We start from the raw sequence: 21,062 nt of genomic DNA on the forward strand, positions 1-21,062 counted from the left end.
AGCCATTCAGCCATTAGGCCAGTCAGTCAGTCCTCGTGCTTCGCGCGGCTCGGCTGTACGCGCTTCGGCTCGCCCGGCATCTTCGGGTAGTCCGGGGGGTACGGCATGTCGCCGAGTCCGTGGTCGTGTTCGTGGCGGTCCGCCAGTTCCAGCGCGGCGTCCAGGCTGAAGGCGTGCTCGTCCATGTCCGCGTGCAGATCGCCCAGTTCCGCGAACCGGGCCGGCATCGTCACGATGTCGAAGTCGCGCGGCTCCGCCGCGTCCAGCTCGTCCCAGCGCAGCGGCGCGGAGACCGGGGCGTGCGGGTGCGGGCGGACGGAGTAGGCCGAGGCGATGGTGCGGTCGCGCGCCGTCTGGTTGTAGTCGACGAAGATCCGCTCGCCCCGCTCCTCCTTCCACCAGGCGGTGGTGACCTTCCCCGGCATCCGGCGCTCCAGGTCCCGGCCGATCGCGATGGCGCACCGGCGGACCTCCGTGAAGGTCCAGCGCGGCGCGATCGGGACGAAGACGTGCAGGCCCCGGCCGCCCGAGGTCTTGGGCCAGCCGCGCAGGCCCAGCTCCTCCAGCAGGACGCGCAGTTCGTGGGCGACCGCGACCGCGTGGTGGTAGTCGGTGCCCGGCTGCGGGTCCAGGTCGATGCGCAGCTCGTCGGGACGGTCGGTGTCCTCGCGGCGCACCGGCCAGGGGTGGAAGGTGAGGCAGCCGAGGTTGGCGGCCCACAGGACGGCGGCCGGCTCGGTCGGGCAGATCTCGTCGGCGGTGCGCCCGCTCGGGAAGGCGATGTGGGCGGTGGGGATCCAGTCGGGCAGGTTCTTGGGGGCCCGCTTCTGGAAGAAGGACTCGCCCTCCACCCCGTCGGGGAACCGTTCCAGGGTCGTGGGCCGGTTGCGCAGGGCGCGGGTGATTCCGTCCGCGACCGCGAGGTAGTAGGCGGCCACGTCCCCCTTGGTGAGGCCGCGCTCCGGGAAGTACACCTTGTCCGGGCTGGACAGCCGGACGGTCCGGCCGCCGGCCTCCAGCTCGATCGCGTTGCCCGCTGCACCCATGTCCGCCACGGTAGGCGGGCCCGGGCGGGACCGCACACCGAGCGGGTCCGGGCGTACCACCGCAGAATCGGAGACATGGATCTGCCGGTGATGCCACCCGTGAAGCCGATGCTCGCCAAGTCCGTGGCCAGGATCCCGCCGGGCATGCAATACGAGGCCAAGTGGGACGGCTTCCGCGCGATCGTCCACCGGGACGGGGCCGAGATCGAGCTCGGCAGCCGCACCGGCAAGAGCCTGACCAGGTACTTTCCCGAGCTGGTGGAGGCGCTGAAGGCCAATCTGCCGGAGCGCTGCGTCGTAGACGGCGAGATCGTCGTCGTCCACGACGGCCGCCTCGATTTCGACCGGCTCAGCGAGCGGATCCATCCCGCCGCTTCCCGCGTGAAGCTGCTCGCCGGGACCACGCCCGCCGCGTTCGTCGCCTTCGATCTGCTGGCGCTCGGCGACGAGTCCCTCCTCGACACACCCCTCGTCGACCGCCGCACCGCCCTGACCCGCATGCTCTCCACCGCTCGGCCCCCCGTGCACCTCGCGCCCGCGACCACCGACCCCGCCCTCGCGCAGGAGTGGTTCGAGCGATTCGAGGGCGCCGGGCTCGACGGGGTCGTCGCCAAACCCCTCGATCTCCCCTACCGGCCCGATGCCCGCCTCATGTTCAAGATCAAGCACGAGCGTACGGCCGACGCCGTCATCGCGGGATTCCGTTTCCACAAGAGCGGTCCGATTGTCGGATCGCTGCTCCTGGGCCTGTACGACGCCCACGGCGTCCTCCAGCACGTGGGCGTCTGCGCCGCCTTCCCGATGAAGCGCCGCGCGGAGCTGATCGACGAGCTCGAACCGTTCCGGATGCCCGATCCCGCAGGCCACCCCTGGGCCGCCTGGACCGAGGAGGCCGCCCACGAGACCGCCCGACTGCCCGGAGCCCAGAGCCGCTGGACCGGAAAGAAGGACCTGTCCTGGGTACCGCTGCGCCCCGAGCGGGTCTGCGAGGTGGCGTACGACACCCTTACCAACAGGGTGGACGGGGGCGAAGGAGGGAGGTTCCGGCACACGGCCCGGTGGCGCCGCTGGCGCCCCGACCGGACCCCCGAGAGCTGCACCTACGACCAGCTTGAGGAAGTGGTGGGCTACGACCTGGACGAGGTACTGGGCATCAAGGGCACCTAGACAGGCCCGCCTTCCCGTTCTCTCAACCGTGATCGCTTGACCCCGGGCTCTCGGGCTCGGGAGCATCGAACGCGGCACTCGCCGAACGGGAGAGGGGAACCGGAAACCATGAAGGTGACCAAGGTGACCATCGCCGATGGCCTCATCTAGCGCCCTCGCCGAACTCTTCGAGCGGTTCCAGCACGAAGCCTTCCGCCTCCGTCGGGCACCCCGCTTCGGCATCCGCCGGTCGGTCGGCCGAGGGGGTCGAGCGCTCAGCCCGTCGTCAGTTTCTCCCACTCCGCCCGGCTCGGGCCGGCCGTGTTCGGGGCGTGGTCGGGCCGGGCCGCCAGCCATCGGGAGACCCGCGCCCGGATCTCCGGGTCGGCGTACGCCCGCTCCGGCGGATCGGCCAGATGCCGGACCCTCGCCCGCGCGCGCATGACCTCCGGGTCCTCCAGCGCGCACTCGAAGAGCGCCGCCACCTCGCGGGCCGGCCCCGTGCGCCCGGCCCGGGTCGCGAACCGCTCCCCGATGGCGCCGTCCGCGACGACCTGGAAGTCGAACCACGGTTTGAGGGTGCGCACCGCCCACACGTGGTACTCGGCGGCGAACCGCACCGATCCCGGGTCACGGTGTGCCGTACGGGCCACCCTGCGCGCGGCCCACAGGGTCAGCGAAGTGCCCTGTCCGAGCGTCGGGTTGGTGTGGGTGACGGCGTCCCCGATGGGCACGAACCCGCTCACCACCGGCCCCCGTTCGTCCACGAGGGCACTCCAGCGGTTGTCCAGCCCGGCCGTGGCCAGTACCCCGGACAGCGGCTCGGCGCCCAGGCCCAGCCAGGCCGCGCCGGGCGGGAAGGACCGTGCGGCGGCGTCGAAGACGGCGGGATCGCGCAGCGCGGAGCGCGTGGGGTCCCCGGTGTGCACGAACAGCGTCACGGCGAACAGCCCGTTGTCGGCGGGGAAGACGGCGCACCCGGCGAAGCTGCCCCCGGTCACCGTCCAGGGGCGGCGCGGGCCCTCGTCCATGCCCTCGGGCAGCCGGTACCAGCGGCAGAAGTAGGCGAGGCCGGTGCGGTGCCGCTCCACGACGCCCGGCCGGCAGCCGGCCGCCGCGAGCCACCGTTCGGAGCCGCCGCGCCGGCCGCCCGCGTCCACGACGAGGTCCCCCTCGTACATGCCCGCCCCTGTGGTCACTCCCGTCACACGGACCCCGGAAGCTCCCTCCACCGCGGTCAGCCCGCTCACCGGCTCGCCGTACCGCACGACCACCCCGGGCTCGGCGCGCAGCGCCGTGGCCAGCGCGCTCTCCAGCACGATGCGCCGGGCCTGGAGCATCACGAGGTCCTCGTCGCCCGGCCGGGCCGGCGGGCGCACCTCGAACCAGTCCAGTTCGTGCCGCTCCCGTGCTCCCAGCCGGAGCATCTCGGCGTGTACGTCGGGCAGTTCCTCGCGCAACAGGTTCCGCGCGGCGCCGAGCAGCACGTGCGGCTGGTTGGCCTGCGGTACCGCCGGCCGGCGCCAGCCGAAGAAGTCCCGGTCGAGCGCGGTGCCGGGGGATCTCGTATCGCGCTCGAAGAGCTCGGCGGTGTGTCCGTGACGTGCCGCGAGCAGGGCGGTGGCCAGCCCGCCCACGCCTCCGCCGACAACCAGCACATGTGCCATTGCGCCCCCTGAGCCGATGGGTGGTACGACGATCACATCGCCGGAAGCCTGCGCGGGCCGGGCCTGGCCGAAACCCGCGCCGTTGCCCCATTCGAAGGGTCGGAGCCAGGCACCGGCAGCTGCGACCACCCGGCGCTCCCCCACCTCCCCGGCAGCGCCCCGCCCGGCCCCCGCTCCGGCTCCGGTTGACAAAGGACGGCCCCGAACCGGCCAATGGATCCATGTCCATCGAGCACCACACGCAACCAGCCGGGCCACCCGACGGGCCCGAGCACCGCCGGCGCGCCGTCCCCCGCCCCAACGCCGTCGTCGGAGTCGGCGTGGTCGTGGTCGGCCGCGACGGACGGGTGCTGCTCGGCCAGGCGCACGACGGGCGCTGGGAGCTGCCCGGCGGCAAGGTCGACCCCGGGGAGGGCTTCGAGCGGGCCGCCGCCCGCGAGCTGGCCGAGGAGACCGCGCTGCGGGCCGACCCCGGGGACATCCGGATCCTGTCGGTCCAGATCGACCCCACGGCCGGGGTGACCCAGCTGACCGCGGCGGCCGTCACCTCCGCCGCCGAGGGCACCGCCACGGTCACCGAGCCCCACAAGATCGCCCGCTGGTCGTGGTTCGCCCCGGCCGAGATCCCGGCCGCCCTCTACGCCCCGTCCGTGGCGGTCCTGCGCGCCTGGCGGCCCGATCTCACGCCGGCCCTCCCGCACGCGCCCTCGTACGACTACCCGACGACCACCGCCCCTTGACCCGAAGGCCCCGGTCAACCCGAAGGCCCCGACCCGGCCGACCCGCCCGGTCCACCCTCCAGACGGCCTAGCCCGACGCCGCCGCCCCCGCGGCCGTCGCCACGGTGATCGCGGCCATCGCCAACCGCATGTCGCGGATCGCGCCGCGGATGCTCTCGGCCGCCCACTGCCCGTCGGCTATCTCCGCCGTGCGCGCCACGATCTCCTTGCGCGGGTGGCCCGGGAAGGCCGGCCCGTGCAGCGCCGCCGCGTGGATCACCGCGATGAGGCCGGCGGTGCGCCCGTCCGGCTCGGCACCCTTGAGGACGGCGGACACGAGCCGCTCGCGCACCGCGCGCTCGACCGAGCCGTCCGCCTCGGGGTAGCGCCGCACCGGGAACACGCCGAGCGCCTTGCGCCGCTCCTCCACGACCACGCCCCGCACGGTCAGCCGCTCCACGGCCGCGCCGATCGCCCTGGCCTGGTCCTTCGTCAGCCAGTCGGTCACCCGGCGCTTGCTCCGGCCCCGCATCCAGGTTTCCATCAACCCGATCCGGCCGTCGAGCAGTGCCTCCCCGGTGGGCGAGGTGTCCACCAGCTCCAGGTACTTGCCCGACACCAGCACCCGCTCCGCGAGGACCAGTTCGAGCAGGATCGCGCCCGCCACCGCCCAGCCCACCGACTGCCGCTGCTTGACCGACCCGGACTCGTCGTCCAGCGACAGCAGCGTGATCTCCTCCGCCAGAGTGATCGTCATGCCCGGCACCCCCCTAGACCCGTCCGCCTTCTCCTGCTCAGACGTCCGCACCCACCCGGAAGTTCCCCGGACCTGCCGGGTTCACCCTGGTTCACCCGGCTGAACCCGGCTCCGCCACCGGCCCGCTACGGCCTTCCCGCCATCGCGCGGGGCGCGAAGTTGCCGTCTCCCAGGTCCTCCGCCAGCAGCCGCTTCGCGATCGCGTCGGCCGCCGCCCGCAGTTCGGCGCTGCGCGGGCGGCCGCGGTCCTTCTCCAGCTGGTCGCCCAGCCACTGCGCCCAGGCGTCCGAGATGACTCCCGCCTCGCGCTCCCCGGCCGCGGTGTGCGTGTAGAAGCCGTTCTGCCGCGTCAGGTAGCCCTCCTCCACCATCCGCTCGAAGACCGGCAGCAGCACCTCCGGAGGCAGGTGGCGCCTTGACGCCATGAAGCCGAGGCTGGCGTGGCCGACCGTGCGGGTCATCAGGTCCACCTGCATCACCGCCCACGCGCCCGCCATGTCCAGCCGGGTGTCCGAGGCCGCCACGATCCCGCGCGCCGTGTCCGCCCCCATGCTCCGCACCAGCTTGCCGACCGCCAGTTCCAGCAGCTTCGCCGAGTCCCCGGACGCCGTGGCCGGCGAGCCGAACCCGTCGCCCATGTCCGTGGAGCCGGCCCGGGCGCTGTCGCGCAGCTTGACCTGCTTGAGGAACAGCGCGACGACGAAGCCCACCACCGCCACCGGCACGGTCCACAGGAACACCGTGTGCAGGGTGTCGGCATAGGCGCCGATGATCGGTCCGGCCGCCGCCGGATCGAGGGCGTTCACGCCCTGCGGGCTCTGCACCGCCTTGCCGAGCTGCACCGGGTCCTGCCCGGTGAGGCGCGCGGCCTCCGCGACCGCCTTCGTCAGCGCGGGTCCCAGGGTGTTGGCGTAGATCGTGCCGAAGACCGCGGTCCCGAAGGCGCTGCCGAGGGTGCGGAAGAACGTGACGCCCGAGGTCGCGGTGCCGAGGTCGGCGTAGTCCACGGTGTTCTGCACGGCGATGGTCAGTACCTGCATGCACAGGCCGATGCCGACGCCGAGGACGAACATGTACAGCGATTCCAGCCAGGCCCCGGTCCCCGGGCCCATCCGCGACAGCAGGTAGAGCCCGACTCCCATCACGGCGCAGCCCACGATCGGGAAGATCCGGTAATGGCCGGTCTTGCTCGTGACGTTGCCGCTGAAGACCGAGGCGATGAGCAGGCCGATGACCAGCGGCAGCGTCCGTACGCCCGAGACCGTGGCCGAATCCCCGTCCACGTACTGCAAGTACGTCGGCAGGAAAGTCATCGCCCCGAGCATCGCGAAGCCGACGACGAAGCTGAGGACCGAGCAGACCGAGAAGACGGGGTTGCGGAACAGCCGCATCGGCAGCATCGGCTGGGCGGCCCGGGTCTCGGCCAGGCAGAAGAGCGCCAGGGCCAGCACGCCGCCCGCGAAGAGCCCGACGATGAGCGGCGAGCCCCAGGCGTACTCGTTGCCGCCCAGGCTCGTGGCCAGGATCAGCGCACTGGCGCCGGCCGCGACCAGCGCGATGCCCAGGTAGTCGATGACGGGCTTCCCGGCGGCCCGCACGGACGGGATGGTCCGGGCGGCCGCCACGACGACCGCGATGGCGATCGGGACGTTGACGTAGAAGGCCCAGCGCCAGGTCAGGTGGTCGGTGAACAGTCCGCCGAGCAGCGGGCCGATCACCGTCGCGACGCCGAAGACGGCGCCGATCGCGCCCTGGTACTTGCCCCGTTCGCGCAGCGGGACCACGTCGGCGATCAGGGCCATCGCGGTGACCATGAGGCCGCCGGCGCCGATGCCCTGCACGCCCCGCCACACGATGAGCAGGGTCATGTTGTTCGCCAGTCCGCACAGGAACGAACCGGTGATGAAGACGATGGCGGAGACCTGGAAGACCAGTTTCCGGCCGAAGAGGTCGCCGAACTTGCCGACGAGCACCGTCGCGACCGTCTCCGTGAGGAGGTACGAGGTCACGACCCACGACATGTGGTCCCCGCCGCCGAGGTCCGCCACGATCGTGGGCAGGGCGGTGCCCACGATCGTCTGGTCGAGTGCCGCCAGCAGCACGCCCAGCATGATCGTGACGAAGATGACGTTGCGCCTGCGCCGGTCGAGGACGGGCGGGGCCGTGGCGGGTATGGCGGAGGCTGTGGTCACATCTCGCACTCTCACAGCGCACCCGGCCGGCCGCATGCGGCACTGGTCCGTCCGTGTGCACCGCCGGCGCCGACCCGAGCAGCCCAGGACCGCCCCCGGCCCCGGCCCCGCCCCAGGCCCGCCCCCGGCCTCAGCGCAGGTAGCCCAGCCCCGGATGCTCCGCCGCGTACCCCTCCAGCAGCCGCCGGGCCACCCCGACCGAGTCCACCAGCGGGTGCAGCGCGAAGGCCTTGACGGCGTCCGCCCGCGATCCGCTCGCCGCGGCCGCCAGCACCTCCCGTTCGGCGACCTTGACCGAGGTCACCAGGCCCACCGCGTGCAGCGGCAGCGGATCGACGGCCACCGGGTGGGCCCCGTTGGCGTCGACCAGGCACGGCACCTCGATGACGGCCCCGGCGTCGAGCACCGACAGCGTCCCGCGGTTGCGCACGTTCAGGATCAAGGTGGCGCGCTCGTCCCGGGCGATGGCCCGCATCAGGGCGAGGGCCACCTTCTCGTACCCGCCCGACTCCAGGTCGCTCTCCTCGCGCTCACCGACCCCCGCGACCTCGCGGTTCTCGGCCATGTACGTCGCCTCGCGCTCGGCCCGCGTCCGGTCCCAGGCGGCCAGCGCCGCCCCGGGGGCCTGCTCCGGCCGCCCGGCCTCGGCGTAGAAACCCCGCTGCTGGTCGCGCAGGAACGCCCCGCGCGTCTGCTTGGCCTCCTGGTACGCCCGTACCGTGTCACGGTTGAAGTAGTAGTAGTGCAGGTACTCGTTCGGGATCGCCCCGAGCGAGCGCAGCCAGTCGGCCCCGAACAGCCGGCCCTCCTCGAAGGACTCCAGTGCCGCGGCGTCGGCCAGCAGCCGCGGCAGCTCGTCGCGGCCGCCGATCCGCAGCCCGCGCACCCAGCCCAGGTGGTTGAGGCCGACGTAGTCGATCCAGGCCTCCTCCGGCCGCGCGCCGAGCAGCCGGGCGATCCGCCGCCCGAGCCCGACCGGTGAATCGCAGATGCCGATGACCCGGTCCCCGAGCTCCTCGGCCATGGCCTCGGTGACCACCCCGGCCGGGTTGGTGAAGTTGATGACCCACGCCCCGGGAGCGTTGCGGGCCACCCTGCGTGCGATCTCGCGGGCCACCGGCACGGTCCGCAGGCCGTACGCGATCCCGCCCGCGCCCACCGTCTCCTGGCCCAGCACCCCCTCGGCCAGGGCGATCCGCTCGTCGGCGGCGCGCCCCTCCAGCCCGCCCACGCGAATGGCCGAAAACACGAAGTCGGCGCCGCGCAGGGCCTCGTCGAGATCGGTGGTGGCCGTCACGGCCGGCGCGCCCGCGATCCCGCCGACGGAGGCGGCGGCCTGGTCCGCGAGCACCCGCGCCATGGCACCGAGCCGGCCGGAGTCCTCGTCGTACAGGGTCACGTGCGACACCCTGCCCTCGCCCCGGTCGCCGAGCAGGGCTCCGTAGACGAGCGGTACCCGGAAACCGCCCCCGCCGAGGATCGTCAGCCGCACGCCCTTACCGCCCTTCGCAGTGCCCGAGCCGGCGCCCGTGGCGTACCGGTGCCGGTGCCCGGGCCCGTCCCAATGCCACGTTCCGTGGCACCAGTCTCTCCCGCCGGGTCAGTCCACCGGCGACGGCACGGCCCGCAGCCGCGGTGTCGGGCGCGCCGCCGCGCCCGGACCGCCCGGTACCGGTCCCGTCGGCAGGCCCTGCGGCGCCGAGAGGATCAGTGTCATCCGGGTCAGCCCCATGGCATCGAGCATCGGACCGGATTCGGCCACCATCCGGCACCGCACCAGGCCCCAGACCGGATCGGGGTGGCGCACGGTGCGCACGGCCCCGTCCTGCTCGGCGGCTTCGGCCCCGTGGGTCGTCAGCCAGTGCGGCACCCCGTACCGGTAGGCGGCCTCCATGAACGGGTCACGGGCCACCTCCTGACGGATGCTGCGCAGCCCCTCGTCCTCCGGGGCCGCGGCCAGGGCGGTCGCGAACCGGGCCAGCAGCGGTACGCACCAGGCCGGTTCGTGGTCCTCCAGCACGGCCGCCGCGTCCGGGTGGAACAGCACGAAGCGCAGGAAGTTGTCGTCCGGCAGGGCGGTCGGATGCGGGCGCACCGACTGGAAGAGCCGGTCGAACGCCGAGTTGGTGAGGGCCACGTCCCAGCGGTGGTCCACGAGGAAGCTCGGGTAGGGCACGGCCTCCATGAGGGCCGCGTAGTCGCACAGGTAGTCGCGCTGCGCCGGGTCCTCGGGCAGCCGGTTCTCCTCGGCCGCGCGCCAGGTGGGCGGCGGGTCGCGGTCGACCATGACCCGGAAGAGCCAGAAGCACTGCCGCTCGCCCATCTCCAGCGCCTCGGCCAGGGCGAGCAGTTTGCGGTCCGTCCACTCCTTGACCAGGCCGCGTTCCCAGTTTCCGTACGCGCGCACGCTGATGCGCAGCCGGGCCGCCATGTCCTCCTGGCTCAGCCCCAGCTCCTCCCGACGCTGGCGCAAAATCTCCTTGCGTCGCTCCGACCGCACGGCGCCGCGTGCGGACTCCTCGCCCGCGAGGCGCTCTCCACCGATGTGGGCGAGGCCATCGGACGGGCCCACCGCTGCGAGATGTGGCACCGAGAGCTCCCCCTCTTTATTACGGTCTGGATCTTCATTTCCGTGTGGCGATCCTGCTACCGACTTCATTCGAGTGTCAACTATTGTGGCAATTCCAGCCTCTTGACAGCTCATTCCCGCCACAGCTGTGGCAAGTTCTAGCCCTACGGAGAGAGACCGGATAGATTCCAGGAGCCGACCACGTGCCCGTACCCCGACCTCGTGCGATCTAGGAGAACCACTGGTGACAGACGGCTTCCCGGCTCCCGTCGCGGTGGCCAACACGCTCCTGGCAGCCACCGTCACGCGCGTCGCAGAACTCGCGGGCAAGATGGGCCGCGACCTGAGCCAGGTCTTCGACCTGCGCCGCCTCTCCGAGGCCTCGGGCGTCCCCGCAGACGTGGTGCGGAACCTGCTGGACGGCAGACCCGCCGGCGAGCCCGATCTCCAGACCCGGTTCCTCCAGCGGCTCGACCTGCTGCGGCGCACGCGCGTCAAGCCCAACGGTCGCCGCTACACACAGCAGGAGATCGCCGACGGCGCCGCCATGTCGCGCCAGCAGGCCGGTGCGCTCATCAACGGCGACCGCAGGCCTACCATGGAGCACTGCGACGCGATCCAGCGCTTCTTCGGGGTACACGCAGGCTTCCTCACCGCCCACGACGCGGACGCCCTCACGGACGCGCTGCAGCGGACCGAGCAGCAGCTGCTCCAGGACTTCGCGGGACGCGCCCGGGAAACCGCCTCCGCTCCGGCCGCTTCGGCGGGCGATCCGCTGGCAAGACTTCTTCAGAACCACGGCGTACGGGGCATCGCCTGGCGAGCCGCCCAACTGCCCAGCGACAAGCACCGGGACAAGGTGACCGAATGGCTGGACATGCTTCTCGAAAGCGTCAAACCGAACGAATCCTGACCCAGTCGAAAGTCTGGGTCTGATCCTTGAGTCCTGATCCGGATCCGCGCCGACGGGGAGAACGGTGAGCATAGGCAGAGAGCAGCGGCGGTTGTGCGGGGAGCTGGTGGCAGGCATCAACCTGACCGCGCCCGTGGAGCCTGTGGACCTCTACGCCGCCCTCTGCGAGGGCATGAGCAAGCACCGCGGCCGCCGGGTGGAGTTCCGGATGGCCTCGTTCCCACCGGGGACGGCCAGCGGCCTGTGGCTCGACATGGCGGACCGCGATCTGGTGGTCATCGAGGAACGGACCGCACCCGACCACCAGCTGGTGATCCTGGGTCACGAGCTGTGGCACATGAAGGCCGGCCACTGCAGCCACCACGTCGACGGCGCCGCCGTCGCCGCCCGGCTGCTGTCGGACGAGGCCGACATCGGCGAGACCGTACGGAGCGTCGCCGCGCGCACGCGCGCCGACGTCCAGGAGGAGACCGAAGCGGAAACCTTCGGTTTACTGCTGGGCAGCAGGTGTAGGACCTGGCTCGCCGGTTCGGCGAGCCATCGTGCACCGGCGCAGAGAGATCAGCTGGCGGGCCGCATCGAGGCATCGCTCGGATACCGGGGGCACAGGAACGACCGTTGAACGGCAAGGATTACTACATACCGGCCGCGGCACTGGCGATCGCACTCGCCTTCAAGCTGCCGGCTCTGAGGCACAACTGGCGTGACCCGCTCCTGCGATCGGTCTGCGCCCTGCTCACCCTGGCCGGTGCGGTCTTCACCTTCGCCGCCCCGCCCACCATCGAGGCCGTCAACCGCTGGACCGGCATCACCAACTTCTCGGCCCCGCTCGTCTACTGCCTGATCAGTGCTTTCAGCGCTTCCTGCCTGGTCCTGATCGTCAACTGGCGCGGTGGTCCGCCCGAGCAGACCCGGCGCATCTCACGCCGGTGGATCCTCGGTTACGGCACGGTCATCCTGACCCTGATGACGCTCTTCCTCCTCGGTGCGGCGCCCGTCGAGCGGCTGCGCGACTTCGACACCTTCTACGCCAACACCCCGTACATGGGGCAGATGATCGGCCTCTACCTGCTCGCGCACAACGTGGCCGCCTTCGTCATGGTCGCCATGTGCTGGCGCTGGTCCCTGCAGGTGCGCGGCTGGCTGCGGACCGGTCTGATGATCATCGTGGTCGGCTACGCCTTCAACCTCAGCTACGACGCCGCCAAGATGAGCGCCGTCATCGGCCGCTGGATCGGGCTCGGCCCCCGGCTCGACGACCTGAGCACCTACGTCGCCCCGCCGCTCGCCGCCCTCGGAGCCCTCATCAGCGCGGTGGGGTTCGTGCTGCCGCTGCTCTGTCAGCGCCTCTCGGACAGCTGGCACCACTGGTCCACGTACCGGCGGCTCGGCCCGCTGTGGCACGAGGTCCGGATCTCCGCGCCGGACACCCCGGTCGGGGTCCAGATGTCCTGGTGGTCCGCCGCCGACATCCGGGTGATCCAGCGCGAGTCGGACATCCACGACGGCTTCCTGCACCTCGGACCGTACTTCGACCAGGCCTACCGGGACACGGCCCTGGCCCGGGCCTTCGCCGCTGGCGCGGACGAGGAGACCGCGCGGGCCGTCGCCGACGCGGCCATGGTCGCGGCCGCCGTGCGCGCCCGGGCGGCCGACCCCGAGGGGCGGGTCATCGGGGCCAGCGAGGAGGGGGCCCCGCCGGCCGCCGCCGGTCCGCGCGACCTCGTACGGATCTCCCACGCCCTGCGGAACTCCCCCGTGGTGGCCGAATGCCGGCGCCAGGCGTCCCTCCTGCCGGGGAGCTGAGCCCCGCCCGTCAGCCCTCGCCCGTCGGCGCTCGCCCGTCGGCGCTCGCCCGTCCGCACCCTCCCGTCCGCGTCCGCCCGTCCGCACCCCCGTCAGCGTCCGGCGGGGATCAGCGCCCCGCCGCCATGGAAACCGCCGGGAACAGGTCCTGGAACGGCCCCGCCGAATCGATCCCGTCCCGCCCGAAGGGCGCGTCGAAGCTCCACACCATGAACAGCAGGAACACGATCAGCGCGCTGAACAGCCCGGCCAGCAGCAGCTCCCGTCCGGACCGCCGGATCTGCAGGGTGAAGATCAGCCCGACCGTGACCAGACCGCCCGCCACCAGCCCCAGCCACACCACACCCGGCAGCGTCGACTCGTCACTCTGCGTCCGCTCGTGGCGGGCGTCGTCGGCGGCGGCGATGTGGTCCAGCAGCGGCTGGTAGGCCTGCGCCTGCAGCTCGTTGCCCGGGCTCTGGTGGGTGACGTCGCTGCGCAGCTTGCCGAGCAGTTCGCCGCCCTCCGGCGAGGCGGGCGCCCCCGAGGTCAGCCTCGGCCAGTCCACGCTGACGGTGTGCGACACGTACGCGTCGACCTCGCCACGGATCCGGTCGCGGACGGGGGCCGGGTAGACGTCGGCCCGCTGGGTGACCTCGTACAGCGACTGGGCCTCGCGGCGCACGCTGTCCTCGGCGGCGCCGCGCGCCTCCCAGACGCCCGCGATGGCCAGGCCGAGCACGATCGCGTAGACCACACCGACCATCATCACCATGTACTCGATGACGTCGGGGGTTTCGCTGGTGTCCTCGTCCGCCGCGACCCGGCGGTGCCGGATCGCGGTGAAGGTGAGGACGAGGGCGCAGACGAGCGCCATGGCGATGGCCAGGACCAGCCATTCGGACACGAGGGTTCTCCGTAGGTTGAATGGAACGGACTGAACGGTCAGCGGCGACTCTTGGAACGGGGCCGCAGCGCGACGGCCGCGAGCACCGCCGGGGTCGTGACGACGACCATGAGCATCAGGGTGGACATGCCGTCCGGGCCGCGCCGCGCCAGTGCCGAGGAGTGGTACGGGCGCACGTGGAAGCGGCTCACGCGCGCGGCCACCGCTGCGCCCCGGTGCGGAGCCACCGCTCCGCCGGGCGCCGCCTCCGCACCCCCGGCCCCGTCCTCCGCGGCCGCCCGCGGCTGCGCCGCCCCGGCCCCTGCCTCCGCCGTCGGCCCCGGGGCGGGCTCCGCCACCGCACCCGGCCACGAAGCCGCGGGAGACGCCGGCGGCACGAGGGGCGCGAGGGGGCCCCGGCCCGGGTGGCGCACCGTCGGCCCCGCCAGGCCGGGCAGGGTCACCCGCGGCCGGCCGGGCGGTACCGCCGCCGTCCCCGGGGAGGGCCGTACCGCGGGCCGCGCCGGCTTCGGCCCGGCCGGGACGCACAGGTCGACCCGGGCACCGCGCCCGTGGCCGTCCCCGGCGACCTCCACATGACCGTGCAGCGGGCAGAGCGCCGCCACCAGGCCGGCCCCGGCGAAGTACTGCCAAGCGGTCACCGCGCGTTCTCCCGATTCCGCAGCAGGGATGAGGACTACATCTGAAGAAACGATCACGGCGGTGCTTCGATACGCGGCAGACAGGTCAAGATCCATGCCCGGGAGCCGACTTCGAGCCGCACCGCCGGCCCCGGCCCGTCCCGCGCGGGTCGCCGTTCACCCGCCGGGCCCTTCTCCCCCGGGCCGCCGCTCACCCGCCGGGCCCGTCCCGCGCGGGCCGCCACTCACCCGCCGGGCCCTTCTCCCCCGGGCCGCCGTTCACCCGCCCGGCCCATTCCGCCACGGCACCGGCCGCTCCGCCCGCCGATGATCGGAGGACCCGATCCCGCAGCTCAGCGGGGTCGCCCGGCGAGCACAGGGACGGTGGCAGGTGGACGCGGACGGCTCGCAGACCCTCGAAGGACAGGTCGACGCCCTGATGGACGGCCTGCGGGCCGATCTGGAACGGCTGGCGGCCATCCCCTCGGTGTCCTTCCCCGGGTACCCGCCGGAGCCCGTCGAGGAGGCGCACGACCTGCTCGTCGGGCTGCTGCGCGAGGCGGGCGTCCCCACCATCGAGCGGATCGACCTCCCGGACACCGCCCCGGTCATCTACGGAGAGATCCCGCCACCGCACCCGGACGCCCCGACCGTCCTGCTCTACGGGCACTACGACGTGCAGCCCGCCGGCAATCCGACCCTGTGGCTCTCCCCGCCCTTCGAGCCGACCCCCGTCCCCGGCGTCCCGGGCGCCCTGCGGGCGCGCGGGATCGCCGACGACAAGTCCAACGTGATCGCGCACCTGGGCATGCTGCGGCTCTACGGCGGCCGCCCGCCCGTCGGGATCAAGATCGTGATCGAGGGGCAGGAGGAGTACGGCAGCCCCTTCGACGACTACCCGCCCACCGATCCGGACCGGTTCGCGTGCGACGCGATGGTCATCGCCGACCTCGGCAACCTGCGCCCGGGCACCCCCACCCTGACCACCGGCCTGCGCGGAGCGTGCGAGGTCGTGGTCGAGGTGCGCACCCTGGCGGAGGCCCGGCACAGCGGGGAGTTCGGCGGCGCCGCCCCCGACGCCCTGCTGGTCCTGCTCCGGGCGCTGGCCACCCTGCACGACGAACACGGGGACGTGGCGGTCCCCGGGCTGCGCCGCGATCCCTGGGAGGGAACGACCTACACCGAGGAGGAGTTCCGCGACCTCGCCTCGGTGCAGGACGGCCTGCCGCTGATCGGCACCGGCTCGCTGGGCGAACGCCTGTGGAGCGGGCCCGCCGTCACCGTCATCGGGCTGGACGCGCCCGACGTGGCGGGCGCGGCCTCCGCGGTGGTCCCGTACGCGCGGGCCAAGCTGAACCTGCGCTTCCATCCCCTCCAGGACCCGCGGGAGGCCCGCGCCGCACTGGTGGAACACCTGCGCGCGCAGCGCCCCTTCGGCATCGCGCTCAAGGTCACCCCGGGCGACACCGGCCCCGGCTTCGAGGCGCGCACGGGCGGGCCCGCGTACCGGGCGGCGCTGACCGCGCTCAAGGAGGCCTGGGGCACGGCGGCCTCGTACGTGGCCACGGGCGGCTCCATCCCCCTGGTGAACGGCCTCGCGAAGGCGGCTCCGGGCGCGGAGGTGCTGCTGTTCGGCGCGCAGGACAGCATGTGCAACCTGCACGCGCCGAACGAGCGGGTGCTGCTGTCGGAGGTGCGCAACACGGTGGTGGCGATGGCCGCCTTCGTACGGGAGTACGCGGCGGACTTCCGCGCCGACCGCTCGCCGGGCGCGGCCGAGGGCGCCTCCGGAGGCGCCCGGTGACCACCGCGACCCCGCCCCCGACCCCTCCCCCGCCTCCGGCACCGGCGGTGCCGGCTCCGCAGCAGGAGCCCCCGCCCCCGCGGAAGTTCGCCTTCCCCAGCGCGCTGACCATCCTGGCCATCGTCACCGTCGCCGTCTGGCTCCTGGCCTTCCTCGTCCCGGCCGGCCAGTACGACCGCAGCGACAGCGGCGCCCCGGTCTCCGGCACCTACCACCGGGTCGACGGCGCGCGGAGCTTCACCGACCGCCTGAACGACCTGTTCCTCTCCCCCGTCAACGGCCTCTACGGCCTCCAGGACCCCAAGACCGGCCAGGTCGGCCCCACCTTCAGCGGTGACCTGTACGGCAGCGCGGGGGTCTTCCTCTTCGTGCTCGCCATCGGCGCGTTCATCACCGTCGTGTTCGCGACCGGCGCCCTGGACCGCGGCATCGCCCGCCTCGCCCACCGGCTGCGCGAACGCGGGGGGCTGCTGATCGCCGCGGTGATGGTGGTCTTCTCCGTGCTCGGCACGGTGGAGGGCTTCGCCGAGGAGACCCTCGGCTTCTACGGCCTGCTGGTGCCGATGATGCTGGCCCTGGGCTACGACCGCCTCGTCGCCGTCGGCGCCGCCATCCTCGGCGCGGGCGTCGGCGTGCTCTGCTCCACCGTGAACCCGTTCGCGACCGGTGTGGCCTCCTCCGCGGCCGACATCTCGCTCGGTGACGGGATCGGGCTGCGGTTCCTCATGTGGATCGTGCTGACGGCCGTGACCGTCCTCTACGTCATCCGGTACGCGCGGCGGGTCCAGAGGGATCCCTCGAAGTCCATCTGCGGGTTCCTGCCCGGGGACCGGGAGCAGAAGGCCACCGGCGCCGAGGACGCGGAACCGGAGCTGACGGGGCTGCACAAGACGGTGCTGGTCCTGCTGGTCCTCGTCTTCGCCTTCATGATCTTCTCGGTGGTGCCCTGGTCGAGCGCGCTCACCGGCAAGGCGGATGCGGCCCCGTACTCCTGGGAACTGGACTGGTCCTTCGCACAGTTGGCGGCGCTCTTCATCTGCGCGGCCGTACTGATCGGCCTGGTGGCCCGGATGGGCGAGGCCAAGCTCAGCTCCACGATCATCCAGGGCGCCGCCGACTTCATCTCCCCGGCCCTGGTCATCATGCTGGCGCGCGGGGTCACGGTCATCATGAACAACTCGAAGATCACCGACACCGTGCTCCACTCGATCGAGGGCGTGGTCAAGGGAACCTCTTCGGGGGTCTTCGCGATCCTCGTCTTCCTCGTCAACCTCCCCCTCGCCTTCCTGATCCCCTCCACCTCCGGCCACGCCACCCTGACCATGCCGATCCTGGCCCCGCTGGCCGATTTCGCGGGCGTCTCCCGCGCGCTGATGGTGACGGCCTGGCAGGCGGCGAGCGGCTGGATGAACCTCTGGGTCCCGACCACCGCCGTGACCATCGGCGGCGTCGCGCTGGCCAAGGTCGGCTACGACAAGTACCTGCGCTTCGTCTGGCCGCTGCTCGGCATCCTGCTCGTGCTGATCTGCGGCTTCCTGGCGCTCGGCGCGGCGATGTAGCCGGCGGCCCCGGCCCTGGGCCGTCTCTTTCGGATCTTGCCGGCCCGGCAAGATCCGAAGTGACGGCCTAGGGTGGACGGATGGCCGACTCCCCCGCCCCCCAGGACCCCGGCCCGCCCGTCTCCGCATGGGCCGCGATGCGGCGGCCGGGCCGCTTCCTGGTCCGCTCCTGGTGGCCCTGGCGGTGCTGGGGCTACCTCGGCAGCGGCTTCCTGATCGGCTACCCGGTGCTGGTCGCCCTGGCCGTCCTGGCCGGGCTCGGGGTCCTGACGGCCGTGGCCGGGATCGGGCTGCTGATGCTGCTCGGGACCGTGTCCGCGGCGGTGCCGCTCGGGCGCCTCGAACGGCGCCGGCTGCGCTTCGTGGAGCCCCTGCCCGTGACCGATCCGCACACCTCGCTGGCCGGGGCCGGGGCGGCCGCGTGGCTGCGGACCCGGCTCCGGGAGCGGGCCACGTGGCGGGAGCTCGGCTACGCGGCCCTGCTGGGAGCGGTCTTCGCCCCGGCCGGCTTCGGGGTCGTCTCGCTGCTCGCCCTCTCCCTGATCCTCGTCGCGACGCCCGCCATCGCCTGGGCCATCGCCCCCGACCGGGTGATGCTGATCCCCGGCGAGGCCGTCTCCGGCCCGCTGGAGGCCCTGGGCGGCACCGTCGCGGGCCTGGCCGGGCTCGCCGTCACCGCGTACGCGGGAGCCCTCCTCGCCGGAGCCCAGGTGAAGACCGCCAGGCTCCTGCTCGGCCCGCGCGAGGAGGACACCCGGGTCCTGGAGCTGACCCGCTCGCGGATCCGGCTGGTCGACGCCTTCGAAGCCGAACGGCGCCGCATCGAGCGGGACTTGCACGACGGGGCGCAGCAGCAGCTGGTGGCCCTGAGCATGACCCTGGGCCTGGCCGAGATGGAGCTGCGCAGGGTGCCGGAGGCGGCCTCCGCGGCAGAGCTGGTGGCCCGGGGCCGCGGCGAGGCGAAGCTGGCACTGAGCCAACTGCGGGACCTGGTACGGGGGATCCACCCCCAGGTGCTGACCGACCACGGACTCGCGGCGGCCGTCGCGGAGGTGGCGCTGCGCCATCCGGTGCCGGTGACCGTGGACCTCGACGTGCCCCGGCTGGCCGGCTCCGTGGAGACCACGGCGTACTTCACGGTCACGGAGGCGCTGGCGAACGCCGCCAAGCACAGCGGCGCTTCGCACGTCGCCGTCGCCGGTAGGGTCGAAGGGGACCGGCTCACCCTCACCATCACCGACGACGGCCGCGGCGGGGCCGATCCCGGCGCGGGGGCGGGCCTGGCGGGTCTCGCGGACAGGGTGGCGATGTTGAAGGGCAGGCTGGTGGTCTCCAGTCCGGCGGGCGGACCGACCGAGCTCCGCGTGGAGGTGCCGTGCTCCGGCTGATCCTCGCCGAGGACTCGGTCCTGCTGCGCGCCGGGCTGACGGAACTGCTCACGCGCAGCGGCCACGAGGTCCTCGCGGCGGTCGGCGACGCCGGCGAACTGCTCGGCGCGGTGGCGGAACAGCGGCCCGACGCGGTCGTCACCGATGTCCGGATGCCGCCGGACTTCCGCGACGAGGGCCTGCGGGCCGCGCTCGAACTGCGCCGCCGCGACCCCTCGCTGCCCGTACTGGTCCTCTCCCAGTACGTGGCCACGGCCTACGCGACCCAGCTGCTCACCGCCGCCGCCCCGGCCGGCGGCTCCGGCGGGCTCGGGTACCTGCTCAAGGACCGGGTCGGTGAGGTGGCGGAGTTCCTGGACGCCCTCCTGCGCGTCGCGGACGGCCAGACGGTCATCGACCCGGAGGTGGTCCGCGTCCTGCTGAGCTCCCGGGCGGCCGGCGAACCGCTGGCCCGACTGACCCCGCGCGAGCGGGAGGTGCTGGCCCTGATGGCGGAAGGCCTGAACAACCAGGCCCTGGCAGCGCGGCTGTTCGTCACGGAGGCGGCCGTCGTCAAGCACGCGAGCAGCATCTTCATGAAGCTCGACCTGGACCCGACCGAGGGCAACCGCCGCGTCCTGGCGGTCCTGGCCCACCTGCGCGGCACGGAGAACCAGGGCGCGCGGAACTAGGCCGTCTCTTTCGGATCTTGCCGGGCCCGCGACGCCCGGCACCGTGACCGGAAGGGTTCACCGGGTCGCGCCGCCCGGCAGTGCCGGACGGAGGGTTCCCGGCCGCCGCGGGCCCGCCACGATCCGGGAGACCCCCGGGACCGCGCAGGAGCGGGCCCAGACGCAGAGCAGCACCGGCAGCGCGAGGTAGCCGAAGCGGCCCGCCGGGGCCAGGGCGAAGGCCAGGGTCAGACCGATGGCGAGCCGGTCGGCGGCCGCCACCACCGTGCGCGGCGGCCGCACCAGCAGGGACGCCGCGATCGCGAGGCCGCCCACCGCGAGCAGGCCCACCGTCAGGTACCAACCCCACGGCGCGAGTTCGGCCAGCAGGTGCCCCGGCAGCGGGCTGCTCGCCGGGGTGGGCACCTCGGCCCGGCCCGTCGGGAACGCGAACACCTGCCGCCACAGCTCCGCCGGCTGGAGCAGCGCGCCCGGCAGGATCAGCGCGGCCGAGCCGCCCACCGCCACCAGGGCGCAGCGCACCGCCGCGGCGCGGCCCCGGCGGACCGCGAGGAGGGCGACCACCACCGCCACCGCGGGCAGCGCCGTCCACTTCAGCGCGCACGCCCCCGCGAGCGCCGCCCCGGCCAGGACCGGCCGCCCGGCCCCCGCGGCCGCCAGGGCCAGGCAGAGCAGCCCCGCCAGCGGGAGGTCTACCCCGCTGACCACCAGCGGCAGGGCCACCACCGGTGAGGCCACCAGCAGCGGCACCCGGCCGGCGTGCTCCCCGCCGAGCAGCCGCCGCCCGGCCCGCAGACCGCCGAACAGCGCCGCCGCGCACCAGAGCCGGGCATCGCCGAACGGGCCGCCCAGGACGGCGTGCGGGATGCCGAAGAGGGCCGTGCCGGGCAGGTAGGGCGTGTACTCCTCGACCCCGGCCGGGTGGTCCACGTAGAGCCGGCCGGACTCCAGCAGGAGCCGGCCGGAGCGTTCGATGACCATCACCTCGGACTGGCCCTGTCCGCTCAGCACGAGCCACAGCAGTGGCACGGCCACCGCTCCCGTCAGGGCCGCGGCGAGGGCGGCACCCGGCCGGCGCGCGGTGAGGGCCGCGGCGGCCAGGTAGCCGACGGCCGCGCAGCCGCCCCACAGCCGGTGCGGGCCGAGGGTGGAGAAGAGCGGGAAGGACAGCGCCCACGCGGCGGCCAGCAGCCAGCCGGCGGTCCACCGGGAGGCCGCGGACGTACGGAAGGCACGGGAAGCACGGGAAGCACGGGAAGCACGGAAGGCACTGGAGGTGCGGGAAGGGGGCATGCCTCCATTCCAGCCGCGCGGACCGG

General features: G+C 73.3%; 18 protein-coding genes. 9 read left to right on the forward strand and 9 right to left on the reverse strand.

Translation table 11 applies throughout. The features are described from left to right. Nucleotides 1–26: 26 nt before the first annotated feature. Entirely contained in the window at nucleotides 27–1,046 is a 1,020-nt protein-coding gene (gene ligD / locus OG904_RS03165; RefSeq protein WP_405487128.1) for a non-homologous end-joining DNA ligase, read from the reverse strand. Between the two features lie 75 nt (nucleotides 1,047–1,121). On the opposite strand from ligD, the gene OG904_RS03170 reads away from it, so the two are divergent. Continuing rightward, complete coding sequence (locus OG904_RS03170; protein ID WP_405487130.1) at nucleotides 1,122–2,213, forward strand: ATP-dependent DNA ligase; 1,092 nt, start codon at nucleotides 1,122–1,124, stop codon at nucleotides 2,211–2,213. 254 nt (nucleotides 2,214–2,467) lie between these two features. Here OG904_RS03170 and OG904_RS03175 read toward each other — a convergent pair whose 3' ends face one another. Next, nucleotides 2,468–3,859: an NAD(P)/FAD-dependent oxidoreductase gene (locus tag OG904_RS03175; protein WP_405487132.1), complete on the reverse strand. Its 1,392-nt coding sequence runs from the start codon at nucleotides 3,857–3,859 to the stop codon at nucleotides 2,468–2,470. A 221-nt stretch (nucleotides 3,860–4,080) separates the two neighbouring features. On the opposite strand from OG904_RS03175, the gene OG904_RS03180 reads away from it, so the two are divergent. Beyond that, nucleotides 4,081–4,599 (forward strand): NUDIX hydrolase, encoded by a 519-nt coding sequence (locus tag OG904_RS03180; RefSeq protein WP_405487134.1) that lies wholly within the window; start codon nucleotides 4,081–4,083, stop codon nucleotides 4,597–4,599. A 67-nt stretch (nucleotides 4,600–4,666) separates the two neighbouring features. Here OG904_RS03180 and OG904_RS03185 read toward each other — a convergent pair whose 3' ends face one another. The 4 genes from OG904_RS03185 to OG904_RS03200 all read right to left on the reverse strand — a co-directional run bounded on the left by OG904_RS03185 (nucleotide 4,667) and on the right by OG904_RS03200 (nucleotide 10,117). Beyond that, on the reverse strand, nucleotides 4,667–5,335 hold the full coding sequence (locus OG904_RS03185) for a GPP34 family phosphoprotein (RefSeq protein WP_405487136.1): 669 nt from the start codon (nucleotides 5,333–5,335) through the stop codon (nucleotides 4,667–4,669). Nucleotides 5,336–5,460: 125 nt separating this feature from the next. Further along, on the reverse strand, nucleotides 5,461–7,563 hold the full coding sequence (locus OG904_RS03190) for an MDR family MFS transporter (protein WP_405487138.1): 2,103 nt from the start codon (nucleotides 7,561–7,563) through the stop codon (nucleotides 5,461–5,463). A gap of 94 nt (nucleotides 7,564–7,657) precedes the next feature. Next, nucleotides 7,658–9,019, reverse strand: a complete 1,362-nt coding sequence (locus tag OG904_RS03195; protein ID WP_405487140.1) for a 6-phospho-beta-glucosidase — start codon at nucleotides 9,017–9,019, stop codon at nucleotides 7,658–7,660. Between the two features lie 108 nt (nucleotides 9,020–9,127). Further along, complete coding sequence (locus OG904_RS03200) at nucleotides 9,128–10,117, reverse strand: helix-turn-helix domain-containing protein (RefSeq protein WP_405487142.1); 990 nt, start codon at nucleotides 10,115–10,117, stop codon at nucleotides 9,128–9,130. A 223-nt stretch (nucleotides 10,118–10,340) separates the two neighbouring features. Between OG904_RS03200 and OG904_RS03205 the strand changes: the two genes are divergently transcribed. From OG904_RS03205 to OG904_RS03215, 3 genes are all read left to right on the forward strand, one after another. Then, entirely contained in the window at nucleotides 10,341–11,009 is a 669-nt protein-coding gene (locus tag OG904_RS03205) for a helix-turn-helix domain-containing protein (RefSeq protein WP_405487144.1), read from the forward strand. Between the two features lie 64 nt (nucleotides 11,010–11,073). Continuing rightward, nucleotides 11,074–11,631, forward strand: coding sequence for a toxin-antitoxin system, toxin component (locus OG904_RS03210; protein ID WP_405487146.1), 558 nt, complete (start codon nucleotides 11,074–11,076; stop codon nucleotides 11,629–11,631). Beyond that, complete coding sequence (locus OG904_RS03215) at nucleotides 11,628–12,815, forward strand: MAB_1171c family putative transporter (RefSeq protein ID WP_405487148.1); 1,188 nt, start codon at nucleotides 11,628–11,630, stop codon at nucleotides 12,813–12,815. The genes OG904_RS03210 and OG904_RS03215 overlap by 4 nt, the downstream gene beginning before the upstream one ends. Before the next feature lie 109 nt (nucleotides 12,816–12,924). Here the strand turns inward: OG904_RS03215 and OG904_RS03220 are convergent, their stop codons facing one another. Together OG904_RS03220 and OG904_RS03225 are read right to left on the reverse strand one after the other, a co-directional pair. Beyond that, nucleotides 12,925–13,701, reverse strand: a complete 777-nt coding sequence (locus OG904_RS03220; protein WP_405487150.1) for a hypothetical protein — start codon at nucleotides 13,699–13,701, stop codon at nucleotides 12,925–12,927. Between the two features lie 38 nt (nucleotides 13,702–13,739). After that, nucleotides 13,740–14,342 (reverse strand): hypothetical protein, encoded by a 603-nt coding sequence (locus OG904_RS03225; RefSeq protein ID WP_405487152.1) that lies wholly within the window; start codon nucleotides 14,340–14,342, stop codon nucleotides 13,740–13,742. Nucleotides 14,343–14,712: 370 nt separating this feature from the next. Between OG904_RS03225 and OG904_RS03230 the strand changes: the two genes are divergently transcribed. The 4 genes from OG904_RS03230 to OG904_RS03245 all read left to right on the forward strand — a co-directional run bounded on the left by OG904_RS03230 (nucleotide 14,713) and on the right by OG904_RS03245 (nucleotide 19,743). After that, entirely contained in the window at nucleotides 14,713–16,125 is a 1,413-nt protein-coding gene (locus OG904_RS03230; protein WP_405487154.1) for a M20/M25/M40 family metallo-hydrolase, read from the forward strand. Between the two features lie 47 nt (nucleotides 16,126–16,172). Further along, a complete protein-coding gene (locus OG904_RS03235; protein ID WP_405497726.1) occupies nucleotides 16,173–17,684 on the forward strand; it encodes a YfcC family protein in 1,512 nt (503 codons plus the stop codon). 80 nt (nucleotides 17,685–17,764) lie between these two features. Next, on the forward strand, nucleotides 17,765–19,072 hold the full coding sequence (locus OG904_RS03240; protein WP_405487156.1) for a sensor histidine kinase: 1,308 nt from the start codon (nucleotides 17,765–17,767) through the stop codon (nucleotides 19,070–19,072). Then, nucleotides 19,060–19,743, forward strand: coding sequence for a response regulator (locus OG904_RS03245; protein WP_405487158.1), 684 nt, complete (start codon nucleotides 19,060–19,062; stop codon nucleotides 19,741–19,743). The genes OG904_RS03240 and OG904_RS03245 overlap by 13 nt, the downstream gene beginning before the upstream one ends. A 57-nt stretch (nucleotides 19,744–19,800) precedes the next feature. Here OG904_RS03245 and OG904_RS03250 read toward each other — a convergent pair whose 3' ends face one another. Further along, nucleotides 19,801–21,036 (reverse strand): glycosyltransferase 87 family protein, encoded by a 1,236-nt coding sequence (locus tag OG904_RS03250; protein WP_405487160.1) that lies wholly within the window; start codon nucleotides 21,034–21,036, stop codon nucleotides 19,801–19,803. Nucleotides 21,037–21,062 lie beyond the last annotated feature (26 nt).

This window comes from Streptomyces sp. NBC_00096, from assembly GCF_045041305.1.
In the GTDB taxonomy this organism is placed as follows: domain Bacteria; phylum Actinomycetota; class Actinomycetes; order Streptomycetales; family Streptomycetaceae; genus Streptomyces.

Bases quoted from the DNA above. Each gene is read 5' to 3' on its own strand.
- ligD (WP_405487128.1), bottom strand. From the start codon at position 1,046: ATGGGTGCAGCGGGCAACGCGATCGAGCTGGAGGCCGGCGGCCGGACC.
- OG904_RS03170 (WP_405487130.1), top strand. From the start codon at position 1,122: ATGGATCTGCCGGTGATGCCACCCGTGAAGCCGATGCTCGCCAAGTCC.
- OG904_RS03175 (WP_405487132.1), bottom strand. From the start codon at position 3,859: ATGGCACATGTGCTGGTTGTCGGCGGAGGCGTGGGCGGGCTGGCCACC.
- OG904_RS03180 (WP_405487134.1), top strand. From the start codon at position 4,081: ATGTCCATCGAGCACCACACGCAACCAGCCGGGCCACCCGACGGGCCC.
- OG904_RS03185 (WP_405487136.1), bottom strand. From the start codon at position 5,335: ATGACGATCACTCTGGCGGAGGAGATCACGCTGCTGTCGCTGGACGAC.
- OG904_RS03190 (WP_405487138.1), bottom strand. From the start codon at position 7,563: ATGCGGCCGGCCGGGTGCGCTGTGAGAGTGCGAGATGTGACCACAGCC.
- OG904_RS03240 (WP_405487156.1), top strand. From the start codon at position 17,765: ATGGCCGACTCCCCCGCCCCCCAGGACCCCGGCCCGCCCGTCTCCGCA.
- OG904_RS03250 (WP_405487160.1), bottom strand. From the start codon at position 21,036: ATGCCCCCTTCCCGCACCTCCAGTGCCTTCCGTGCTTCCCGTGCTTCC.